Origin of the sequence: Flavobacterium sp., from assembly GCF_043778725.1 — a bacterium.
Lineage (GTDB): Bacteria > Bacteroidota > Bacteroidia > Flavobacteriales > Flavobacteriaceae > Flavobacterium.
On record NZ_JAYWFT010000096.1, the window covers coordinates 1 to 23,625 of the forward strand.

At 32.9% G+C, this 23,625-nt stretch carries 21 protein-coding genes; 10 read left to right on the forward strand and 11 right to left on the reverse strand.

Going from position 1 to position 23,625, the window contains the following annotated elements; translation table 11 throughout:
- Positions 1–1,660, forward strand: a 1,660-nt coding sequence (locus tag ACH2CG_RS08735) for a T9SS type A sorting domain-containing protein (RefSeq protein ID WP_395064244.1), incomplete at its 5' end; no start/stop codon positions are given.
- A gap of 336 nt (positions 1,661–1,996) precedes the next feature.
- The gene (locus tag ACH2CG_RS08740; protein ID WP_395064246.1) at positions 1,997–6,550 is read left to right on the forward strand and encodes a LamG-like jellyroll fold domain-containing protein; all 4,554 of its coding nucleotides are present in this window, start codon (positions 1,997–1,999) and stop codon (positions 6,548–6,550) included.
- An 84-nt stretch (positions 6,551–6,634) separates the two neighbouring features.
- Here ACH2CG_RS08740 and hisS read toward each other — a convergent pair whose 3' ends face one another.
- The gene (gene hisS, locus ACH2CG_RS08745; RefSeq protein ID WP_395064248.1) at positions 6,635–7,993 is read right to left on the reverse strand and encodes a histidine--tRNA ligase; all 1,359 of its coding nucleotides are present in this window, start codon (positions 7,991–7,993) and stop codon (positions 6,635–6,637) included.
- A 158-nt stretch (positions 7,994–8,151) separates the two neighbouring features.
- Between hisS and ACH2CG_RS08750 the strand changes: the two genes are divergently transcribed.
- Complete coding sequence (locus ACH2CG_RS08750) at positions 8,152–9,396, forward strand: ABC transporter permease (RefSeq protein WP_395064250.1); 1,245 nt, start codon at positions 8,152–8,154, stop codon at positions 9,394–9,396.
- Positions 9,397–9,469: 73 nt separating this feature from the next.
- On the opposite strand, the gene ACH2CG_RS08755 is transcribed toward ACH2CG_RS08750, so the two are convergent.
- From ACH2CG_RS08755 to ACH2CG_RS08770, 4 genes are all read right to left on the reverse strand, one after another.
- On the reverse strand, positions 9,470–9,823 hold the full coding sequence (locus tag ACH2CG_RS08755; RefSeq protein WP_395064251.1) for a four helix bundle protein: 354 nt from the start codon (positions 9,821–9,823) through the stop codon (positions 9,470–9,472).
- Between the two features lie 214 nt (positions 9,824–10,037).
- Positions 10,038–10,889 carry a peptide chain release factor N(5)-glutamine methyltransferase gene (gene prmC, locus ACH2CG_RS08760; RefSeq protein WP_395064253.1) on the reverse strand — a complete coding sequence of 284 codons (852 nt, stop codon included), beginning with the start codon at positions 10,887–10,889 and terminating at the stop codon, positions 10,038–10,040.
- Positions 10,890–10,898: 9 nt separating this feature from the next.
- Positions 10,899–11,783 (reverse strand): DUF6624 domain-containing protein, encoded by an 885-nt coding sequence (locus ACH2CG_RS08765; RefSeq protein ID WP_395064255.1) that lies wholly within the window; start codon positions 11,781–11,783, stop codon positions 10,899–10,901.
- Between the two features lie 3 nt (positions 11,784–11,786).
- Complete coding sequence (locus tag ACH2CG_RS08770) at positions 11,787–12,284, reverse strand: GNAT family N-acetyltransferase (RefSeq protein ID WP_395064256.1); 498 nt, start codon at positions 12,282–12,284, stop codon at positions 11,787–11,789.
- A gap of 164 nt (positions 12,285–12,448) precedes the next feature.
- Between ACH2CG_RS08770 and ribD the strand changes: the two genes are divergently transcribed.
- Genes ribD through ACH2CG_RS08785 form a run of 3 tightly spaced genes read left to right on the forward strand, consistent with a single transcriptional unit; the run spans position 12,449 to position 14,691 of the window.
- Positions 12,449–13,459 carry a bifunctional diaminohydroxyphosphoribosylaminopyrimidine deaminase/5-amino-6-(5-phosphoribosylamino)uracil reductase RibD gene (ribD, locus tag ACH2CG_RS08775; protein ID WP_395064257.1) on the forward strand — a complete coding sequence of 337 codons (1,011 nt, stop codon included), beginning with the start codon at positions 12,449–12,451 and terminating at the stop codon, positions 13,457–13,459.
- The gene (locus ACH2CG_RS08780; RefSeq protein WP_395064259.1) at positions 13,452–14,060 is read left to right on the forward strand and encodes an HAD family hydrolase; all 609 of its coding nucleotides are present in this window, start codon (positions 13,452–13,454) and stop codon (positions 14,058–14,060) included. The genes ribD and ACH2CG_RS08780 overlap by 8 nt, the downstream gene beginning before the upstream one ends.
- Positions 14,061–14,085: 25 nt before the next feature.
- A complete protein-coding gene (locus ACH2CG_RS08785) occupies positions 14,086–14,691 on the forward strand; it encodes an IMPACT family protein (RefSeq protein WP_395064261.1) in 606 nt (201 codons plus the stop codon).
- On the opposite strand, the gene ACH2CG_RS08790 is transcribed toward ACH2CG_RS08785, so the two are convergent.
- Entirely contained in the window at positions 14,692–15,090 is a 399-nt protein-coding gene (locus tag ACH2CG_RS08790) for an acyl-CoA thioesterase (protein WP_395064263.1), read from the reverse strand.
- Between the two features lie 185 nt (positions 15,091–15,275).
- Here ACH2CG_RS08790 and dnaA point away from each other — a divergent pair, with 185 nt between their 5' ends.
- The 3 genes from dnaA to ACH2CG_RS08805 are packed head-to-tail and all read left to right on the forward strand — an operon-like array spanning position 15,276 to position 17,952.
- Positions 15,276–16,703, forward strand: a complete 1,428-nt coding sequence (dnaA, locus tag ACH2CG_RS08795) for a chromosomal replication initiator protein DnaA (RefSeq protein ID WP_395064265.1) — start codon at positions 15,276–15,278, stop codon at positions 16,701–16,703.
- A 56-nt stretch (positions 16,704–16,759) separates the two neighbouring features.
- The gene (locus ACH2CG_RS08800; protein ID WP_395064267.1) at positions 16,760–17,227 is read left to right on the forward strand and encodes a low molecular weight protein-tyrosine-phosphatase; all 468 of its coding nucleotides are present in this window, start codon (positions 16,760–16,762) and stop codon (positions 17,225–17,227) included.
- Positions 17,227–17,952 (forward strand): SAM-dependent methyltransferase, encoded by a 726-nt coding sequence (locus tag ACH2CG_RS08805; protein ID WP_395064269.1) that lies wholly within the window; start codon positions 17,227–17,229, stop codon positions 17,950–17,952. Before ACH2CG_RS08800 ends, ACH2CG_RS08805 begins: the two co-directional genes overlap by 1 nt.
- A gap of 58 nt (positions 17,953–18,010) precedes the next feature.
- Here the strand turns inward: ACH2CG_RS08805 and ACH2CG_RS08810 are convergent, their stop codons facing one another.
- From ACH2CG_RS08810 to dapF, 5 genes are read right to left on the reverse strand one after another with little or no spacing between them, the layout of a single operon-like run.
- A complete protein-coding gene (locus ACH2CG_RS08810; RefSeq protein ID WP_395064271.1) occupies positions 18,011–18,694 on the reverse strand; it encodes a peptidoglycan-binding protein LysM in 684 nt (227 codons plus the stop codon).
- Between the two features lie 49 nt (positions 18,695–18,743).
- Positions 18,744–19,658, reverse strand: coding sequence for a DUF2279 domain-containing protein (locus tag ACH2CG_RS08815; protein ID WP_395064273.1), 915 nt, complete (start codon positions 19,656–19,658; stop codon positions 18,744–18,746).
- 3 nt (positions 19,659–19,661) lie between these two features.
- Complete coding sequence (gene mltG, locus ACH2CG_RS08820) at positions 19,662–20,696, reverse strand: endolytic transglycosylase MltG (protein ID WP_395064275.1); 1,035 nt, start codon at positions 20,694–20,696, stop codon at positions 19,662–19,664.
- 13 nt (positions 20,697–20,709) lie between these two features.
- The gene (locus ACH2CG_RS08825; protein WP_395064278.1) at positions 20,710–21,243 is read right to left on the reverse strand and encodes a GNAT family N-acetyltransferase; all 534 of its coding nucleotides are present in this window, start codon (positions 21,241–21,243) and stop codon (positions 20,710–20,712) included.
- Position 21,244: 1 nt separating this feature from the next.
- Complete coding sequence (gene dapF / locus ACH2CG_RS08830) at positions 21,245–22,027, reverse strand: diaminopimelate epimerase (protein ID WP_395064280.1); 783 nt, start codon at positions 22,025–22,027, stop codon at positions 21,245–21,247.
- Positions 22,028–22,161: 134 nt separating this feature from the next.
- Here dapF and ACH2CG_RS08835 point away from each other — a divergent pair, with 134 nt between their 5' ends.
- Complete coding sequence (locus tag ACH2CG_RS08835) at positions 22,162–23,553, forward strand: trypsin-like peptidase domain-containing protein (RefSeq protein ID WP_395064282.1); 1,392 nt, start codon at positions 22,162–22,164, stop codon at positions 23,551–23,553.
- The last annotated feature ends 72 nt before the right edge of the window (positions 23,554–23,625 follow it).

The window sequence follows — 23,625 nt, forward strand, 5'->3', positions numbered from 1 at the left end:
ACCTATTGGTTATGTAACTAACAACACTGATTGTAACGATTCTCAAATTCAATATGCCGATTTAGACGCTGACGGATTTGGTTCAACAACTCAAGTAGCATGCGGTGTAACTAACAACACTGATTGTAATGACAACAATGCTTCTGCAAATGTTTTAATTACTTTTTACCAAGATTTAGACGGTGATACTTTTGGAAATCCATTGGTTTCAACACAATCTTGTACGCAACCTATTGGCTATGTGACTAATAACACTGATTGTAATGATACCAATTCAGCTCTAAATGCACTAAACACTTATTATAAAGATTTAGATGGTGATGGTTATGGTAATCCTAGTATGTCTGTATCTTCATGTACACAACCTGTTGGTTATGTTGGATTTGGAACAGACTGCGACGATGCTAATGCAAATGTTCACCCAGGAGCAATTGATGTTTGTTATGATGGTTTAGATAATGATTGTAATGGTATTATAGATAATTCTTGTACGCCAATAGTAAGTTCATTAGCTACAGCTTCATGCGGATCGACTTTAGTAGGATGGTACAATGTAATAAATGCAACTCCAATAAATACTGCTCAAGGCTACAGATTTAAAATAACAAAAATTGATAAAATAACTAATTTACCACTAGCAGCAGCTGTTATTAATGATAGACCAGTTAACAATCTTTCTTTGGCTAATGTAGTTGGAACAACTTATGACACAAAATACCAAGTTGAAATTGCAGTAAAATACAACAATGTATGGCAACCTTTCTATGGTCCAGCTTGTTATGTAAACACTCCTAACCCAGTTAGTACCATTGGAAGTCAATGCGGAACTACGCTTTCAGCTTTTAATCAATGGATTACTGCTACAGTTATCCCAAATATATCGCTTTATCGTTTTAGAGTAACGCAACTAGACGCTTCACTACAGCCAGTTGGAACTGCACAAGTTACAACGCAAAGCTTAAATAAATTTAATTTAACGCAATTGACTGGTATATTGTATGGCACTACTTACAGAGTTGAAGTAGCTTTAAGAAATATTGATGGTACTTTCCTAGAATATAATGCACCTTGCAACATAACAAGTCCTGCATATCCAACGACTCAATTGAAAGAATCACAATGTAATAACTACACAGTTGCAAGTACTTCAGAATTAATTTATGCCGATTATGTAGCTAACGCTGTGGTATATCGTTTTAGATTATTTAATGGTGCCGGTTATGATGCTACTTTCGATACTGCGTCTAACAGATTTACATTAAATAATTTTACAGGATTAGTTGCTGGATCAACTTACTCTGTTCAAGTAAGTGTCAAAATCAGTAACCAACTTAATTTTGGACCTTTCGGGCAAATATGTACTATTCTTAAACCTGGTATTTCTGCTAGAACTTTAGAAGAAAACACAAACCAAGAATTAAACATTTCAATATATCCTAATCCATTTAGTGATAGCTTTTCAATTAAATCAGAAAACTTGATAAAAGATAAAATTTCTATTTCAGTATATGATTTAACAGGAAGAATAATTGAAACCAAAATGATAGATGCGAACGATTTAGAAACAACCTCAATAGGAAGTTCTTATCCAAGTGGCGTTTATTCTATGATTATTTCTAACGGTGAAATGGTAAAAACCATCCGAATTATCAAACGATAAAAAATACTAAATAAATCAAACCTAAAGCCATCAGATCACAACTGATGGCTTTTTTATTTACAGTGAAGCCTATAATTTTAATTCAATCCAACTATTTGTATAAAAACATCGAATTAAAACTACAACCAAAATATAAATTCAAAGTATTCTTGTAAGAATTATAACTATTAAAATATAATTAAATGTATTTTGTCGATTTTTAATGCATTTTGTCGATAAAATATTTTTTTTATTTGATTTACAATGCTACTTTTGTTAAGTCAAATTAAAGAATAGTAAGAATCTGTAAATTCTTATTGCTTTAAAAAAAGAATCATAAGTTAATCCCTAAGAATTATGAAAAATTTTACTTCAACAAAAAAATCAATTAAATTAATACTTTTATTAGTATTGTTTCCTTTGGCTTCGTTTTCTCAAACAGTTTTATACTCCGAGAATTTCGAAAGCGGAATTGGAACTTGGACTGCTGGCGCCAATGTAAGTCAAAGCGGTACTGCTCCTTACCAAGGCTCAAATTCAGCTCGTTTTAGAGGAAATTCAGGCATGACCTTAACATCGCCAATTGCCGGAATAAGTACTTTAGGATACAATAAAGTAGACGTTAAATTCTTTTTAAGAGCTAATGCTAATGTTGGTGAAAGTGTAACACTTCAATACAGACCAAGTACAGCAGCTGCATGGGTAGATGTTAGAACTTATACTATAGGTAGTGCCGGATCTGGACTAAAAGACATGAATGTCATTGGTTCTTACCATGCGTTTTTTGGTACAATTTACGCTACAACTTCAACTTTCGCAGCAACAAGTCAATTTCAATTTACTTCAAACTTAACAAATAGTGGTAGATTTTTTTACTTAGACAATTTATCAATAACTGGAACAACTTACAACACTATAACTAAAGGTCCTGGAGGTGTAATTACCAATCTAGAAACATGGTTAAGAGCTGACAAAATTGACGGCACAGGAGTTGTTGCAGATAATGCAGTAGTTAATAAATGGGAAGATATAGGAAAAGGAAATGATGCATCGGTTATTGATGATACAAATGCGTCAATTACTAACAGACCTTCTTACAGAAACAATACATCAAATAACATTAATTTTAACCCTGTAGTAAATTTTAACAATACTCCTGCAGGATCTGTAAGTGACTTTACTGGATTAACCAATAAAGCAGAACTTAATGCAACTAGTGGTTTTTACACCAACGAACAATATATAGTTTTAGTAAACGATAGTCCATCTACTTATGGAGCAGCAACGCCAAGTACCGATATTTTCTGTTCTCAATCTGTAAATCCTTACGATAATGATGGAACAGGTTTTGGATACGGTCAATATACAATTAGAATGGATAACGAAGTTGTTAGCTATTGCCACGGCTCTAGTCCTACTCCAAATCCTGCTGTAAATTTAAGAGGATATGGAATTTCACAATCTAGCACTACAGCAACTTATACTAATGCAATTAGCATTTTAAGTTCAAGAAACAATACAGCATTAACAGGTCAAGAATTATATTTCAATGCCAACAGAATCGATAATTTAGAAGTTGGTGCACCTCAGTTTGCTAACTTTGGAAACAGAAGATTTTGGCTTGGTAGAAGTCAAATATGGAGCGGAAGCTTTGGTGGAAGAATTGCCGAAGTAATTACTTTTTCTAACAGAAAAAACGATACTTCAGAAAGAAGAAGAATTGAATCTTATTTAGCTTTAAAATATGGAATTACGCTAGGAGTTAACGGTACAACAATGAACTATGAAAATTCTAGTGGTACTGTTGTATGGAATCCAACTTCTGAAAGTGGATTTAATTATGACATTGCTGGTATTTTTAGAGACGATGCATCACAACACTCTCAAAAACAATCTAAAAGCATCAATACAACAGAAGTGTTAACTATTGGTTTAGGTGATATTTTCGCTACAAACTCTGCCAATACAAATACTTTTGCAACTGATAAAAGTTATTTAACTTGGGGTGCAAACGGATTGTCAATGACTGATTCTAATGTGAATTTAAACATAGATCTTGGTCCTACTACAATTACTACAATTACAGAAGTTGTAAGTAGAAAATGGAAAGTTGTCGAAACTGGTGGCGATGTGGCCACTACAAGAGTAGCAATACCAACAGCGTCTTTCGTTAGTGGTTTACCTGCACTTGGCGCAACAGATGCTTACGTTATGGTAGTAGCAACAAATGCCGCTTTCACAACTGGTGTTGAAACAATTTTTATGTCAACTATTGGAGCTAATCAAACGTGTTTGTATGACTTTGATGGTATTAAATACATATCATTTGGAGTTGCACATCAAGCGGTAAACCCATTACACATTACATTAGACGGTTTTGATGACTTTGTTAAAATTGCTGATGCCAACGAAATTAGTTCTACTTTCTCAATAATGACTTGGATAAGACCAAACGGAGCAAATACTCTTAACAATGAAAGAACAATACTAGCTAAAAAAGCTTCTGCGCTTTCTGGATACCAATTGGTTTTACAAAACGATAATAAAGTAAGAATGGAATGGACCGTTGCTGGTGTAACATTTAACGCAATAACCAATACCGCTATACCAAATGCAAAATGGCATAATATTGCTGTAACTTATGGTGCCAATTCATTAAAAATGTATATTGATGGTGTCCTAGACATAACTGCAACTATCGCTGTTGGTCCTGTAGGATCTGTAAGTAACTTTAGTATTGGTGGTCAATATGTAGATAAATTAACTATAAATAATCTTTTTAAAGGTGATATTGACGAATTAAGAATGTGGAGCAGAGTTGTTACTCCTACTGAAATTCGCTTCTTAATGAATCAAGAAATTGCTCAAAACGGAACTGGATCTAAAGGAACTATTATTCCTTCAACAGTTACTAAAAATGATGTTAGTAGTTTGTTATGGTCTAATCTTTATGCTTATTACTCAATGAATTCTTACATTGGTACACACCTAGACGATGATTCATTCAATACAAATAGAGGTAGTTTAGTAATTCCAGATAAAATATCTATCAGTTTACAAACTGCTCCAATGCCTTATTTAAGTTCAACTAATGGAGCTTGGTCTGCTACTACAACTTGGTTAAACGGTGCAATTCAAGATTTACCATACAGTTTATCTATAGTAGATGGAACAACACCTATTGATTGGAATATTGTAAAAACAACCAATAATGTTGATTCAAATGGAAACAAAACGCTTTTAGGGTTATTTGTAAATTCAAATACTTTATCAGCATCCAATGATTCATCAATCCTAGTATCGCATTATTTAAAATTAGACGCAAAAATAGACTTACAAGGAAAATCACAATTAATTCAAACAATAAACAGTGACTTAGACCCAACAAGTGCTGGTTCAATGGAAAGAGATCAACAAGGATCTAAAAATCTATTCAATTACAACTATTGGTCTTCTCCTGTAGGAACTATAAATAATACAACAAATAATAATACGTATACTGTTGATGGTGTATTTAAAGATGGAACAACAAGTACTCCACAAAACATTACTTGGACAGGTGGAGTAAATGGAAGCCCAACAAGTCCTATTACACTAAGTAGTTATTGGATATTTAAATTCCAAAATTTAAGTAATAGTTATGCAAACTGGCAAACTGTTGGTTCTACTGGAACATTAAACCCAGCTCAAGGATTTACACTAAAAGGAAGTGGAACAGCTTCTGCTAATCAAAACTATACTTTTGTAGGAAAACCTAACAATGGTCTTATAACAACAACAGTTCCTGCTAATAATTTAAATCTTACTGGTAATCCTTATGCATCAGCATTAGACGCAAGTCTTTTTATTGGAGCTAACAGTGCATCAACCACTGGATCTTTATATTTCTGGGAACAGTCTAGTACTAACAATACTCATGTACTTGTAAATTATCAAGGTGGTTATTCTGTTAGAAACTTAACAGGTGGAACGCCTCCTACAGCGCCAGCAGGAATTGCAGGTGTGGGTACAAGTGTTAAAGTACCTAAACAATACATTCCTGTAGGACAAGGATTCTTCGTTGTAGGTTCTGGAACTGGTGGAACAATAACGTTCAATAACGATCAAAGATTGTTTGTAAAAGAAACTGATGCTGCTTCAACAACATTGTTTAAAAGCGCAGGTCTTTTATCTGTTGACCACTTTAGTAATAATTTAGGCGCTCCAACTGTAGTAGATAATTTTACAAGAGTACGTCTAGGTTTAACTTCTAAAGACAACTATCACAGACAAATTCTTTTAGGATTTATGGAGCAATATGCAACAAGTGCACTAGATTATGGATATGATGGAGTAAACATTGACAACCAATTAAATGATATTTATTTTATAAATACTGGTGCTAAACTAGCTATTGAAGGTGAATCATACTATAATGTTAATAACGTGTACCCGATAGGTATTAAGACAAATGTGTTGGGTGAAGTAAAAATAATGGTTGATGGAACTGAAAACTTTGATAGCAGCCAAAGATTATTTATTCTTGATAATACAGATGGTGTTTACCACGAAATTACAAATCAAGAATATATTGTTGAACTTCCTCAAGGATTAACAGAAAATCGTTTCTCTTTGACATTCAAAGACAACAGTACTGCACTAAGCAATTCTAATTTCAATTTATTAAACGGAATTAATGTAGCTTTTGCTAACCAAACAAATATTTTAAGTATCAAAAACAATGTGGCAGATACTACAGTAGAAAAAGTGTTACTATTCAATATGTTAGGTCAAATGGTTAAAAGTTTTGATGTGAAAGATCAAAGCCAACAAAACATCCAATTACCAATAAAAGAATTAACCGCTGGAACTTACATAGTAAAAGTAAGAACAGACAAAGGTGACACTACAAGTAAAATCGTTTTTAATTAGGGTTTAAATGATTGATTTGACGCCAAAAAGCTCCGCAATTTGCGGAGCTTTTTATTTTTATACCCATAAAAAAAATAAATACTTCTACCCTATTTTTTCAATTAAAGAATCAAAACTTACCTCCGTTTGCTCACCAGATGTAATGTTTTTTAAAGTAAACATTCCGTCTAAAATTTCTTTAACTACAAACGGAATTCCTCTTCTTTCTGCATGTTTAAACTGCTTTTCTACTTTAGCAGCATCAGGATACATTTCGGCTTTAAAATTTAAACCTCTAAGTTTCTTTATGGTTTGCATCGCTTCAAATGCCTGGCTTTCGCCAAAATTTAAAAACATCACTTTAGTAGAAGTGGTAACCGTTTCTGGAAATAAATTCAATTCTTCAAGAACCAAATAAATACGGTCCAAGCCAAACGATATTCCAACGCCACTCATATTTTTCAATCCAAAAATCCCAGTCAAATCATCATATCGTCCGCCACCACCAATACTTCCCATGGCAACTCCTTTGGGCGCAGCAACTTCAAAAATTGCTCCTGTGTAATAATTCAATCCTCGTGCTAATGTTACATCCAAATCCAAAACCGCCTTTTGTAATCCAAGTTTTGAAACGTTATCGCAAATAAATCGCAATTCCTCAACACCTTTCATTCCTTCTTCTGATGAAGAAAGTAGCGCCGAAAGTTTTTCTATTTTCTCTTCAATACTTCCAGTAAAATTAAATAACGGCTGTACTTTTACCAATGCTTCTTCAGAAATCCCTTTTTCTAGCATTTCTTTCTTAACGCCATCCGCACCTATTTTGTCAAGTTTGTCTAAGGCAACGGTAAAATCAATTAGTTTATCTGATGCGCCAATGACTTCAGCAATTCCCGATAATATTTTTCTGTTGTTGATTTTTATAGTAACACCATTCAAACCCAATTCTGCAAAAACCGAATCGTACAATTGCACCAACTCTACTTCTTGCCACAACGAAGTCGAACCAACCACATCGGCATCACATTGAAAAAACTCTCTAAAACGTCCTTTTTGTGGTCTATCGGCACGCCAAACAGGTTGAATTTGATAACGCTTAAACGGAAACTCAATTTCGTTTTGGTGTTGCACTACGTATCTAGCAAACGGAACCGTTAAGTCATAACGCAATGCTTTTTCAGAAATTTTTCCTGTTAATTGTTTGTAGTTTATAGTTTGTAATTCTTCCGATGAAACTTTATCCAAATAATCACCACTATTCAAAATCTTAAAAATCAATCGATCACCTTCTTCTCCATATTTTCCCATCAGTGTATCTGAATTTTCAAAACTTGGCGTTTCTATAGGTTGATAGCCATATTTTTCAAAATGAGTTCGCATTATTGAAATAATATAATTACGTTTAGAAACCTCAACAGGTGAAAAATCGCGTGTGCCTTTTGGAATGCTTGGTTTAGATGCCATTTTTTAATATTAGATTTTAGATTTTGAATATTAGATATCTGATGTCTAAAATCTGATATCTATAATTATGGTGCAAATATCAAACTTTTTCAACTATTTTGTAATTCTTATAACACAAACTTGTAACAAAAAGTGTAATTTCGTGTCAAATAGTGATTATGAAAGGAGTTTTTAAAGAAAATATCAAGATTGCCTTAGGTTCAATACGCGCGCAACTGCTACGAACCATACTTACCATTGTCATCATCGCAATTGGAATCACCGCTTTGGTTGGAATTCTAACGGTTGTTTCGGCTATTGACAACACGCTAAATTCTAAATTTGCCTCCATGGGTTCCAACACTTTTAGCATCAACCAATACGAATTTACAACCAGAAATCAAGGTGGTGGCGAAATTGAAAAAATCAATCCAATCATTTCCTATCCGCAAGCCAAAGCCTATAAAGAAAAATACAAATATCCTTTTACCCACACGTCACTTTCATTTACTGCAACCGGAACAGCCGAAGTAAAATTTGAAAACGAAAAAACCGATCCAGAAATCTCCGTTCTTGGTGTTGACGAATATTTCACCAGCAATAATGGTTTTGAAGTAGTTCAAGGAAGAAATTTTAATGGCTTTGACATTTCTAACAATGCTTATATGTGTGTTGTTGGTAGCGATTTTGTAACCAAAGGTTTGCTAAAAGACGTCAATCCTCTTGATAAAATAATAACTATTCGCGGAGCAAAATTTAAAGTTATTGGCGTTTTAAAAGAAAAAGGATCCACTTTTGGAAACAATCAAGACATGAGAGTTTTAATTCCGATACAAGTTGCACGTTCTCTATTTTCGGCGCCAAGCATCAATTATACTGTTAGTACAATGGTAGATAAAAAAGAATTGTTAGAATCGGCAGTAGACGATGCAACAGTTACTATGCGCCAAATTAGAAAATTAAGTCCTGTTCAAGAAAACAATTTTGGAATATCAAGAAGCGACGATTTAGTAAATAGAATAGCCGAAATGACTGGCGTTTTAAGCATTTCTGCTTGGATAATTGGTATCATTACCATTCTAGGTTCATCGATTGCCTTAATGAACATCATGATTGTTTCTGTAACCGAAAGAACGCGTGAAATTGGGGTAAGAAAATCTCTTGGTGCCAAACGCGGAACAATTGCATGGCAATTTTTTATGGAAACATTACTAATTGGTCAAATTGGTGGTTTCGTCGGAATTATTTTCGGAATATTAATTGGTTGGCTAATGGCTTCACTAATGGAATTTGGCTTTGTAATTCCTTGGGGTGCAATTATGGCTGCAGTAATTACAAGTTTTATAGTTGCATTAGTGTCAGGTTTATACCCAGCGATTAAAGCATCAAAACTTGATCCTATTGAGGCTTTGAGATATGAATAGTTTTTTTTAAGTACGAGGTACGAAATAAGAGGTACGAGGCACAAAATCTTGAAAGGTTAATGATTTGCTGTTTTTATTTTGAATTTTGATTATTTCTTGCTGTTTTTATTGATGCAACTACAATAGCTAAAATTTCATTACCTTCTTTTAAGAGCATATTCATTTCATCTTTTATCTCCTGATTTTTATTTATTTCCAATAAAATCTCAAGAAAAAAATTACTTTCATCAGCTTCTTCTTCCACAATCTTTAATTTGTTGATAAAATCAGCTGATGATTTTGCTCTTTGAGATGCTCTATAATTAGCCCCAACAGAACTTGAACACCTAATAAGCTGATTAACATAAGCATTATATTCTCTAGAATTTGGTAATTTCGAACACAAAATTGCACAATCAATTGTAAATTTCTTAGTCCTGGTTTTCATATCAATTATAACTTACTATTTACTTATTAAACACTTCATACCGTTTCAACTTATTGTACCTCGTATTTCTTACCTCGTATTTCTTACTTCGTATTTTTTAAAACCTCGTATTTTTTAAAACCTCATACCTCGTATTTCTTACCTCGTATTTTTTAAAACCTCGTACCTCGTATTTCTTACCTCGTATTTTTTAAAACCTCGTACCTCGTATTTCTTACCTCGTACTTCGAATCATTCTATCGTTCCCATAAATATCTTTCTTTAACAAGATGTTTTTAAATCCCATTTCCTCAAGCAATTCAACAGTTTCTTTGCCTAAATACTGATTGATTTCAAAAAACAACAATCCATTTTTAGATAAATTCTTCTTGGCCAATTGGGCAATTTTTCTATAAAAAAGTAGCGCATCATCATCTTCTACAAACAAAGCCAAATGGGGTTCAAATTCTAAAACATTAGGTTTAATTTCTGCTTTTTCAAGAGTTCTAACATAAGGTGGATTGGAAACTATAATGTCGTATTGTTCTTCCAAATCTTCTGTTTCCAGAATGTTTTTTAAAATAAAATGTACATTTACTGAATTAATTTCAGCATTTCTTTTTGCAGTTTCCAACGCTTTTTCTGAAACATCAATGGCAGAAACTTCAGCGTTCATAAGATTTTTAGCCAATGAGATAGCAATACAACCGCTTCCAGTTCCGATATCTAAAATTTTTAAACTTTCAATTTTCGTCTTTTGACTTTCTTCTATAATCAATTCAACCAATTCTTCTGTTTCGGGTCTCGGAATCAATGTGTTTTCGTTTACCAGAAATCGTAATCCATAAAATTCTGTTTCACCTAATATATATTGTATTGGTTTTTCCTTTTTCAAATCATACAAAACACTTTCCCATCGCAACAATTGCAAAGCATCCATTTCCATTTCTGGATTCAAAGCCAAATCAATTCGCTTTTTATTGTGAAATTGTTCCAATACAATATAGAAGAAACTCTCAATTTCCATTGCATCATATAAAGGAGAAAGTTCTTGAAGAAATGTAGTTTTGTATGTTTTTAGTAACATCGAATTATTTTAAAATCCATATTTTATTTTTTTTAATTCCATCATTCGATGCTGCATTTCAACTGTTCGCAATCCAACAGAAACTCTGCGATTATCCAAATTATCAACGTCAATAATTTTATCAGAACTAATGTTATCATAAATTTTATAAATAAACATTCCTATTGTTCTCTGATTGCTATCTACCAGGTTGGCATAAATATTAAATGGTGCTTCACCTTTTTTGATTAAATTTAAAAAAATAGGTTTCCAATATGCTACATCTTTCAAATGAAATATCATGGTGCTAATATCCGCCTTATTAATTTCAAAATTGAATGCTCCAATTAATTTTTCGTTTGGATAACCATATTGGGCAATAATCTCTTTCAATCGGTTTTCATTCTTAGTATCAACTTTCAACATTTCATCAAAATTTATGGGCTGTTGACGAACACGCTGATCTTCTGAAGTCATTATTGATAATTCATTTTTTAAATCAAAATTTATAGTTTTCAAATAGTCTTGATAGATGCTATCACTAGTAGCCTTTAAAATCTTCCATTTGGTATTTTCTTTTAAAGTAGTATAAATTGGGTCTTCTTCAAAATAACTAAACTTATAGCCATAGTTTTTTACAAGTAATTCTATACAATTTAAAGCTTCTTCCTTTTTATCTAATGCGATTGCCACTTGAGCCAAAATGTCAATTTCATATATTGAGGATTGATTCAATAAAGGACAAAATTTTTCGGCCTCTTTTATCGAGGTGTAGGCAAGTTCGTTTTTCCCTTCTAAATAAAAAATTTGAGCTTTAAAGATTAATGGGTAATAGTTGTCAATATAATTGCATTCTTGAGCAGAAAGTAAACTAGTATTAAACAAAATCAAAATCAATAAAATACTTTTTTTCATAACCTACAATTCTTTAATCATCCACACCGGACAACTAGTATGTCCTGTACCACCCAACGGTTCGCAAAGATATTCAAACCCAACTTTCTTGTATAATTTTTGAGCATTTAGCATTTCGGGAAGTGTTTCTAAATAGCATTTTTCATAACCAAATTCGGTTGCTTTTTCGAGACATTTCAAAATCATTTCATGTCCAATTCCTTTGCCACGCGCTTCTTCTAGAAAATACATTTTCTGCAGTTCACAAATATTTTCTTTACTGTTTTCTAAAGCGCTCACTCCTGCTCCACCAATAATTTTTCCGTTTTCTTGTACTACAAAATAAATGGACTTTGGCTTATTGTAGGTTTCACACATAAAATCCAATTGCTCGTCGGCAAATGCTGTTCCGGTTTTTGGATAATCATCTGATATAAATACTTGACGAATTACATTGGCAATTTGTTCGTTATCGTTAGGTTGTATTTCTCTAATTGTCATTTCTAAAAATTCATTATTCATTATTCCATGTTGGATATTCAAAATTCAAAAAATCAAATGCTTTTGAATTATAAAATTATAATACAAAAATAGTACTTTTGTTATGTGAAAACACATGAAACGCTAACCACAAACAAAAATAAAACAGCAATTTTAATAGCGTTCCTGACAACCTTAGGCAAAAAATGAAATCAACGGAAGAAATTTACATAAAACGCTGCATCCAATTGTCCAAAAATGGCTTGGGCACAACCTATCCTAATCCGTTGGTTGGTAGCGTTATTGTATATAATGATAGCATTATCGGCGAAGGTTGGCACAGAAAATCGGGCGAATCTCATGCCGAAGTCAATGCTATAAATTCGGTAAAAGACAAAACATTACTTTCCAAATCAACAATTTATGTAAGTTTAGAACCGTGCAGCCATTTTGGAAAAACACCGCCTTGTTGCGATTTAATTATTGCAAATAAAATTCCAAATGTGGTTATCGGAACCATTGATCCGTTTGCAAAAGTATCCGGAAGCGGAATTAAAAAACTGCTTGAAGCTGGAAAAAATGTCACTGTCGGAATTCTTGAGGATGAATGTAACGAACTAAACAAACGCTTTTTTACGTTTCACAATAAAAAACGTCCTTATATTATACTGAAATGGGCCGAAAGTCAAGACGGATTTATAGCACCTATTTCTAAAGAAAAAAAAGAACCTGTTTGGATAACCAACGAATTTTCTCGTCAATTGGTTCACAAATGGCGCAGCGAAGAACAAGCAATTTTGGTAGGAACCCAAACCGTTCTAGACGATAATCCAACTTTAACAGTAAGAGATTGGACAGGAACCAATCCTATAAGAATAGTTTTAGACCAAAATAATAAAATTCCAAAAGAAAGTCATATCTTTGATAATCAGGCTAGAACTCTTTCAATTTTAAAAGACAACATTAATTTCAATAACACTATTGCTGCTCAAATCGCGAAGTATCTATACAATAATGATGTTCAATCGGTTATAGTTGAAGGAGGAAGAAAAACATTACAAACGTTTATTGATGCGGATTTTTGGGATGAAGCGCGAATTTTTAAAGGACCAATTTCTTTTAACGAAGGTGTAAAAGCCCCAAATATCAAAATAAGGAATACACAGAAGCAACAAATTCTAACAGACGAACTTATACTATTTTTTAATCATGATTGACACTATAATTTTTGATTTTGGCGATATTTTTATCAATTTAGAAAAAGAGGCTCAAGTAGAAGCGTTCAAAAAATTAGGTTTAAACGAACCTAATGAAGAACTTATTGAAATGAACGATCTATTCGAAAAAGGTAAAGTTACCGAACTACAATTTATTGAAGCATTTCATAAATTTATTCCAAACGCAAGTATTAATGAAATTCGCGAAGCTTGGAACACTATTATTGGTGAATTTCCTTTATATAGATTAGAATTTTTACAATTACTTTCTCATAAATACCGTTTGTTTTTGTTAACCAATACCGACGAAATTCACATCAGTAGATTTGAACACAATGTTGGCGTATCCTTTTTTAGCGATTTCTATCAATGTTTTGAAAAAGTTTACTACTCCTATGAAATGGGAATGAGAAAACCCGATGCCACAATTTACAGCTATATTGTAAACAAACACGATTTATCACCCAAACGAACTTTGTTTGTAGATGATAAAAAAACAAATACAGATGCCGCAGCAAGCATAGGTCTTCACGTTTGGAATTTAAAAGTAGGACAAGAAGATGTAGTCGATTTGTTTACTCAAAAACAATTACCTCTTTAATCTATCACACTTCGTACTTCTTACTTTGAACGATACATACAAAACCATTGCCGCACCATCGGAAGAGATTTTATTTAAAGAAAAAAACAGCAAGTTTTTTGGCTACGCATTTCCAGTAACTACCGAAGCAGAAATTAAACAACATTTAGACAATTTAAGAAAACAACATTATGGTGCTGTTCATTTTTGCTACGCTTTTCAAATAGGAACCGATAAAATTCAGTTTAGAGCCAATGATGATGGCGAACCAAGCAATACAGCTGGCGCACCAATTTATGGACAAATTCAGTCGTTTGGACTTACCAATATTTTAATTGTTGTAGTACGATTCTTTGGCGGAATAAAATTGGGAGTTGGCGGATTGATTACTGCATATAGAACTTCGGCACAAATGGCATTGGAAACAACAGAAATTATTGAAAAAACAATCAACATACATTATATAGTATCGTTTGATTACAAAAACATGAATAAAGTAATGCGAGTAATTAAAGAAAAAAACCTAGAAATCATTTCGCAAACCATGAATGAAAGTTGTAAAATAGAACTCGCTACCCGAAAAAAAAATGCCGAACAAGTAGTCGACATTTTTAATAATTTATTTGAAATTGATATAAAAACTAAAAAATAATTATTGGTTTAGTATGTCTAAAATATAGTGAGGCGGAACAATAGGTTTTCCGTTTTTTGTATCAATAAAAACCAATATAAAATGCGCAGTTGTTAATAACTCTTTGTTTTCGTTACGAATTTCACAATCAAATTCTATCTTTACACCGCTATACTTATGCAATTTTGTAGTAACGGTTAACAAGTCATCATATCTAGCAGGTTTCTTATAATTTAACTGCATTGAAACAATAGGAAGTGCAATGCCACTTTGCTCAAGTTTTTTATATGAAACCCCTTTATTTCTTAGCCATTCTACTCTTCCTATCTCAAAATAAGGCACATAACTACCATGATAAACTACTCCCATTTGGTCGGTTTCACCATATCTAACTCTTACTTCTACTTCGTGTCCGTTCATCTATTTTATTTGCTTTTTATCTATTGTTAACATTCTCTTTACAACAAAAATTTTAAAAAATCAATACCTTTTAATTTTTTTTTAAGGAAAATTGTTCACATATTTGTTAACCCAAAAAACAACAAAGAAATCCCTTTTTCTTTTGTAAGAGAACCTTTAAATAAATTAGTAATTTTAACAATAATATGAACAAAACTGCGCAATCGGTATGGGAAAACTGTCTGTCCTTTATAAAGGATAATATTCAAGAGCAAGCCTATAAAACTTGGTTTGAACCTATCAAGTCAGTTGAACTGTCAGACAACGCATTATACATTCAAGTTCCAAGTAAATTTTTTTATGAATGGCTTGAGGAACATTATGTAAAATTATTAAAAGTTGCCCTTACCAAAGAACTTGGAAAAAATGCAAAGTTACTCTATAAAATTAAAATGGAGAACACTTATGGCAACAAACAACCTTTTACAGAACAATTGCCCTCTGCTCATCGTAGTCCAATAAAATCACAAGAAGTTGACGCTCCTTTTAAAAACCTAAATCCAGAACTTAAAAATCCGTTTGTAATTCCTGGTATTAGAAATTTAAAAATTGAATCGCAACTAAACCCAAATTATAGTTTTGACAATTTCCTTGAAGGTGATTCTAACAGATTAGCGCGTTCGGCAGGTATGGCCGTTGCCAATAAACCGGGCGGAACATCATTCAACCCACTGTTAATTTTTGGCGGTGTTGGACTAGGAAAAACACACTTAGCACATGCTATTGGTGTTGAAATTAAAGATAAATATCCCGAAAAAACAGTTTTGTATATTTCTGCCGAAGTATTTACACAACAATATATTGACTCTGTAAAGAAAAATAACCGTAACGATTTTATACATTTCTATCAATTGATAGATGTGTTAATCATTGACGATGTTCAGTTTCTATCTGGAAAAACAGGAACGCAAGATGTATTCTTTCATATATTCAATTACTTGCACCAAAACGGCAAACAAGTAATTCTTACGTCAGACAAAGCACCGGTTGACATGCAAGATATTGAACAACGCTTGTTATCGCGTTTCAAATGGGGTTTATCTGCCGAGCTGCACCAACCAGATTATGAAACTAGAGTCTCTATACTAAACAATATTCTTTATCGTGACGGTGTTGAAATGCCCAACGAAATAGTAGAATATGTAGCTCAAAATATTAAATCTAACGTTCGTGAACTTGAAGGTGCGATTATCTCACTTATAGCACAATCGTCTTTCAATAAAAAAGAAGTTACACTAGAATTAGCAAAAAGTATTGTTGAGAAATTTGTTAAAAATGTAAAACGCGAAATATCTATCGACTACATTCAAAAAGTAGTTTCCGATTATTTTCAATTAGATTTAGACACATTACAATCTAAAACTAGAAAACGTCATGTGGTTCAAGCAAGACAACTAGCCATGTTTTTTGCCAAGAAATTTACAAAAGCATCATTAGCAAATATTGGATCACAAATTGGAGATCGAGATCACGCAACAGTGTTGCACGCTTGTAAAACAGTTGATAATCTTGTTGCAACAGACAAGCAGTTCAAAAAATTTGTTGAAGATATTCACAAAAAATTATCACTATAGTTATTGGTATTTCTTACTTTTGCAAACAGTAGTAAAATAAGAAACAGAATTATATTATGTCCGTTAAAATTTTAATGGTTTGCCTAGGTAATATTTGTCGATCTCCATTGGCAGAAGGTATCTTGGCATCCAAACTTCCTAAAGATAAATTTATTGTAGATTCAGCCGGAACTGGTCATTGGCACATAGGAAAACAACCCGATGAACGTTCTATTACTACGGCCAAAAAAAACGGAATAGACATTACAAACCAGCGAGGTCAACTCTTTACACCAAAGCATTTTGATACCTTTGATTACATCTTTGTAATGGATGGTTCCAATTATGACGACGTAACTTCCTTGGCAAAAACCGAAACACACAAAAGTAAAGTACAATTAATTTTAAACGAACTTTTTCCCGGTGATAATGTAGATGTTCCCGATCCTTTTTATGGATTACAAAATGGCTTTGATATGGTATATGAAATGCTAGACGAAGCAACCGATCTTTTAGCCAAAAAATTAATCGAGAAACATTCCTAATGAAACCAGCAAACTTGATAGGAAAACTATACCTAATTCCAACCACTCTTGGCGAAAGCAATCCAGACGATGTGTTGCCGCAAAGCGTTAAAAGAGCTATTGAATTTATTGACTGCTACATTGTAGAAAATGAAAAAACAGCGCGTAAATTTATAAAAAATATTTACCCAGAAAAAGTACAATCATCACTAGTATTAAGTACGTTAAACAAACATACCGAAGTTGCAGACCATATAGAAATGATAAAACCTTGTCTTCAAGGAATTAATATTGGTTTAATGAGTGAAGCTGGATGCCCTGGAGTTGCCGATCCTGGCGCAGCAATTGTAAAAATAGCACACGAAAAAGGAATACAAGTGATTCCGCTAGTTGGTCCATCTTCCATTTTACTGGCAATGATGGGTTCTGGAATGAACGGTCAAAGTTTTGCCTTTAACGGATATTTGCCAATAGATAAATCAGAAAAAAAAGCAGCACTAAAAAATTACGAAAAACTATCTCAAGATAAAAATCAATCGCAACTATTTATTGAAACACCTTACAGAAACAATAAATTATTGGAAGATTTATTGCAAACATTACAACCCAACACCCATTTGTGCATAGCAACAGACATAACACTTCCTACAGAATATATAAAAACCTACACCGTTGCCAATTGGAAAAAAACAACAATAGACTTACACAACAGACCAACAATATTTATAATTCACAAGATGAATTAAAAAGCAAAAACAAAAAAACCATTCATCAGAATGGTTTTTTTTATACTAGTACACAAGTTTATTTTAAGCTAACATTACTATCTGCTTTTATATTGTGAGTTTCATATCCTCCAAATTCTTTCATATAGCTTTTTACAGAAGTACCATAATGATCTTTACATTTTTTTCTACCATTGCTAGTAAGAAATTTTCTAACCGATCCTGCGCCACCCAAATGTGCAGCAGCCAAAATACCCGATTCTGTAATTCGAACACCATCAATAACTTTTCCGCGGTATTCCTTAATAATATCGCGCAATTCCCACTTGTTTATTTTTAACAATGCTATAAAAGCTTGTTCTTGAAGTTGTGGATTTCTTAAAAAGTTAACACTATCGTTAATACCTATTGATGCTAAAGCAGAGGCGCCAAATTGATATTTTCCTAAATAACCAAGAGAATTAACCATACCATATTTTCCTTGAGATTCCTTAAAAGCAATTGCTTCCTTAAATCCTATAAAATATTTTCCAATAAAAGGGATTGATTTATTAATGTAGTCTGAAGGTTTTTCTGAAGGAAATTGATACAACAATTCTTCATTTTCGCTTACATAAAACCAATTATGATTTAAAGATTCAAGTGGTTTAAAAGCAGAACTTATAAAACCAACAACCATAACGATTCCTATATAAAACGACCATCTATTTATCATAAAATGTATATTCCAAGTGCTGTCACCATCTTGATATTGACGGTGCAAATATACAACATTTTTTTAAATAAAATTGAAAATCAGATACTTATGGTTATTAAAAGTATAAATAATGAAATTTAACGCGTCCTAATCCATTGATTTCAAAGGTTGGAGCTGGAATTTTAATCGAATTAAAAACAGAGAAAAAAGTCTTTAAAAAATGTGATTTTGTGCTAATTTTTGTCAAATCGGCATCCAAACTTAGGTAAAATTGTCGCGTTCTTTGCTTCTCCGAAAAGAAAACGGTGTTTACCAATTCGTCTTTTCCAGTAATCATTCCTTCTGCGCCATAACCAACAGCCACATTAATCCATTTTGGAACTTTTGATTGCTTAAAAAAAGAATGTACATTGGCAGAAAACCAATAGGTTTGACCATTATAATCTTTAAAAATCTGTTCTGATAATGAACTACCAAGCACACTTGGTCTTGCAGAAGCATAAGCTGTAGTATGAAAAGAAAATTTAGGAACTATTCGTTGTTCGTTCCACAGCAATTCTTGCGAAACGTACAACGCAGTACCACTAGCATTTGCAGCAATATCGCCAGCAGAAAAACCCCATTGTGATGAATACCCATCGAAAACCTCAACTGTAGATAGAAATACAAATCCCAAAGTAGCACCATAAATAAGTTGACTTTTTCTATTGCTCCCACTCCATTTTAGTGCTTGAGCACCATAATTTCCCAATTGGTAGGATGAAAAAATGTGACCTACTTTGTCCATCTGCAGCCATTGGTCATTATCATTTAAAGTATGAAAATTAGATTTAGGATAATCAGAATACCAAAGTTGGTTTAATCCAATTAAAGTTCCCGATGCTAATACAATTTCAGAAATTACTAAACCATTTCTTCTTGGCTTATTTAAACTATCTGATGGTTTTAAAAAAGAATCTACAGACGCTTGTGAGAATCCAAAACTGGAACTCAAAATTAAAAAAAATAAAATACTATGTATCGTTTTCACAATTTATCTTTTTGTTCCTGTACCATTCAACCAATCGGCATATTTTTTTGCATTAACTTGATGCTGCGGATATGTAGAAGCAAACTCATGGTAGCCAAATCGTTCTACACTAGCACAAAAATAGATGTAATCATGCTTTTCTGGATTTAAAACCGCATCAATAGCATTAATATCTGGTTGCGCAATTGGTCCTGGAGGCAATCCAAGATTTACATAAGTGTTATATGGGGAACTTATGGTCAAATCACCATATAAAACTCTTTTTATCACTTGATTAAAATCATTATCACGCAACTTTAATGAATAAATTACAGTTGGATCAGCTTGCAACGGCATTCCTTGCTCCAATCTATTTAAGTAAGCACCAGCAACTCTAGGTCGTTCGTCTGCTTTTACAGTTTCTTTGTGTACAATTGAGGCCAATGTTGTAACCTCTGTTGGTGTCAACCCTAGTACTTCTGCTTTAGACAATCGGTCTTTATTCCAGAATTTCGTGTATTCTTCTAGCATTTTATCTCTAAATTTTTCTGCCGATGTATTCCAATAAAACTCATAGGAATTGGGCAATAAAACCGAAATAACATTCTCTTTTGTAAATCCGTTTTTCTTTAAAAAAACAGTGTCTCTAAAAGCAGTAATCAACTGTAGAGAATCGGCTTCTATTTGCGAACCAACGCGTTGCGCAATATTTTCCAATCGTTCTTGATTATTGAAAGCTAAATTTACAGGAATATTGCGTCTTAAAGAGGCTACCAATCCATAATTTCCCATTCCTTTTTTAAATAAAAAACGTCCCGATTTTACATTTTTATCATACGAGCGTAACGATGCCATTAACTCAAATCCTTTTATGTTTTTTATATAAGGAGATACAATTTTCTTTACAGCCTCATAGTTGGAACCAGTTGGGATTTCTACATAAAATTCCTCTTTTGAAAACTTAGTATTATCCAAAAAGAAATTAAAATAAACAAAGCCAGCAACAATAAAGAAAAGTGCCGAACCAATAGTCAATAGGAGTTTTATTTTTTTATTCAAAACAATATTATTTTTAATGTTGATCGTTTATTAATTGAAAAACGGCTTCGTCATGATAGGAATTATTGTTGTACATCCAATCTTTTTTTACGCCAATTTTTTGAAAGCCAAATGTAGCAAAAAGGTTTAAACTTGCTTCATTATCAACACCAATATTTGCATAAAGTTGGTGCAATTGAAGCTGCCTAAAACTATAATTGATTAATAATTGCAATGCTTCCTTCCCTATTCCATTACCGCGATGGGTTTCGTCTTGGATTAAAATTCCTATTCCTGCACGATTATTTACAGGATCAAAATCGAATAAATCAATTAAACCAATAGCTACAGAAGTACTATTTTTGCATACAGCCAACCTCAATTGCTTGGCTTCAAAAATATCTTGATGCGCATTTTCTAGATACTGCCGAATTAAAAACTTGCTGTAAGGCGTTTGTGTATTGCTAACATGCCAAATAGTTTCATCGTTTTCTAGTTGATAGACAAACTCTAAATCTTCTGGTTCGAGTGCGCGCAAGTATATGTTGGTTCCTTTTAATGTTATCATTTTAAATTTCTATTGCACCTTCAAAAACAAAAGTTGCTTTTCCTTCTAAAAAAACGTTACAATACTCCATTCCTTTCTTCTCAAAAGTCACTTTTAGTTTTCCGCCTTCAACATCCAAATTAATAATGTTTGAAGTAGTCTTACCGATAGCATGCATTGCTATTGCAACAGCTGTTGCACCAGTTCCACAAGAAAATGTTTCCTCTTCAACACCTCGTTCATAAGTTCGCAGTCTAAAATGATTTTCTGAAATCTGACTTACAAAATTAACATTACTTCCTGCTTTCCCATACAAATCTGAATATCGAATTGCTGCTCCAATAGTCTTAACATCGTGATTTTCTATATCATTTACCAAAGTCACATGATGTGGTGAACCCGTATTTAAAAAAACATATTCTTCTTCAATTTTTACAGTAGCTACGTCTTTCATTTGAAGTGAAACCACCCAATTGTCTAAAACCGTTGCATGATGCAAACCATCTGTAGCAATAAATGTAGTGGTATTTTTTATTACATTCAAACTTTTGGCGAAAGCCACAAGACATCTACCGCCATTGCCACACATAGAACTTTCGTTTCCATCGGAATTGTAATAGACCATTTTAAAATCATAATCTGGATGATTTTCTAACAAAATTAATCCATCAGCTCCAATTCCGAAACGTCGATCACACAATTTTTCAATGAGTTGAACGGCGTCTTTTGGAAAAAAACCTTCACGATTGTCAACCATCACAAAGTCGTTTCCTGTTCCTTGGTATTTATAAAATTTAATTTGCATTTTAATGTCTTATTGAAATACAAAGTTACAAATATTAATGAGAAGTTAAAGTGTGTTAAACGAGCGTTAAAGCATTTTTTTAAATGCTAAAATTCTATAATTTTACTATCAAATAACGTAAAAACAAAATGATTATGAAACGATTTTCGAGTTTATTTTTGGTTGCCTTATTAAGTGGTGCTACAACACTTGGCGGTTATAAATTATTTGTAGAAAAAGATTATGGAAAAAAATCCATCATTACACAGGCATCAGAAAATTATGGAACTACGGTTGGAATGAAAGCCGAAAACATAGATTTTACTAGTGCTGCCGAAAGTACTGTGCACACTGTTGTACACGTAAAAAATGTATCGGTACGAACTGTTTATAATCCTATTATGGAATATTTTTATGGTTCAGGTCGCGGCGGACAACAACAAGAACAAGTAGGAACTGGTTCGGGTGTGATTATTTCTGAAGATGGATATATTGTTACCAACAACCACGTTATTAAGGATGCATCCGATTTGGAAGTGACCTTGAATAACAAAAAAGTGTACAAAGCCAAACTTATTGGAACCGATGCCAAAATGGATATTGCCGTTTTAAAAATTGATGCTGACGAAAAATTACCGTATTCTACTTTTGCCGATTCCGATCAAGTGCGAGTTGGCGAATGGGTATTGGCAGTTGGAAATCCATACAATTTAACCTCAACAGTTACCGCAGGAATTGTTTCGGCCAAGGCTAGAAATCTTGACACCAACGGAATTCAATCGTTTATTCAAACAGATGCTGCCGTAAATCCAGGAAATTCTGGTGGCGCTTTGGTTAACACTCGTGGCGAATTGATTGGAATTAACACCATGATTTCTTCTCAAACTGGCTCGTACGTGGGTTACTCATTTGCTGTACCAAGCAATGTTACAAGAAAAATTATTGAAGATATTATGGAATTTGGCAATGTGCAACGCGGTGTTCTTGGTGTAGTTGGAAGCGAATTAAACGGTCCAACATCCAAAGAATTAGGTATTAAACAAACGCAAGGCTACTATATATCTAGTGTTATTAAAAATTCGGGTGCAGAAAAAGCCGGATTGAAAAAAGGCGATGTCATTATAAAACTAGACAACCAACCTATTGCTACTTATCCTGAATTGACTGGGTACATAAGTACAAAACGTCCAAACGACAAAATTCAAGTCACAATTATTCGCGATGGTAAAAATCAAATTATTCCTGTGAGTTTGGTTAAAAACGATGTAATCAATACCGATTTTAAAGGATTGGAATTAGAAAATATTGATGCTGCCGACAAAAAGAAATTCAAGATTGACTATGGTGTAAAAATTAAAGACGTTACTAATGACCGATTAAAACCTTATCAAAATGAATTAAACGGAAGCATCATTCTCACAATTGATGGTGCAAAAGCTACCGATGTAGAATCGGTTTCTAAATTAGCCAACGATAAAGACGAAAATCAAGGCGTAAGTATTGAAATGATTAATAAAATGGGACAAGTTATTAGAATTATAATTTGATAGAAAACCTTTTTCAATTTACAGATAGCCATTCAATTATTGTATTGAATGGCTTTTTTAATTGCACTAAAA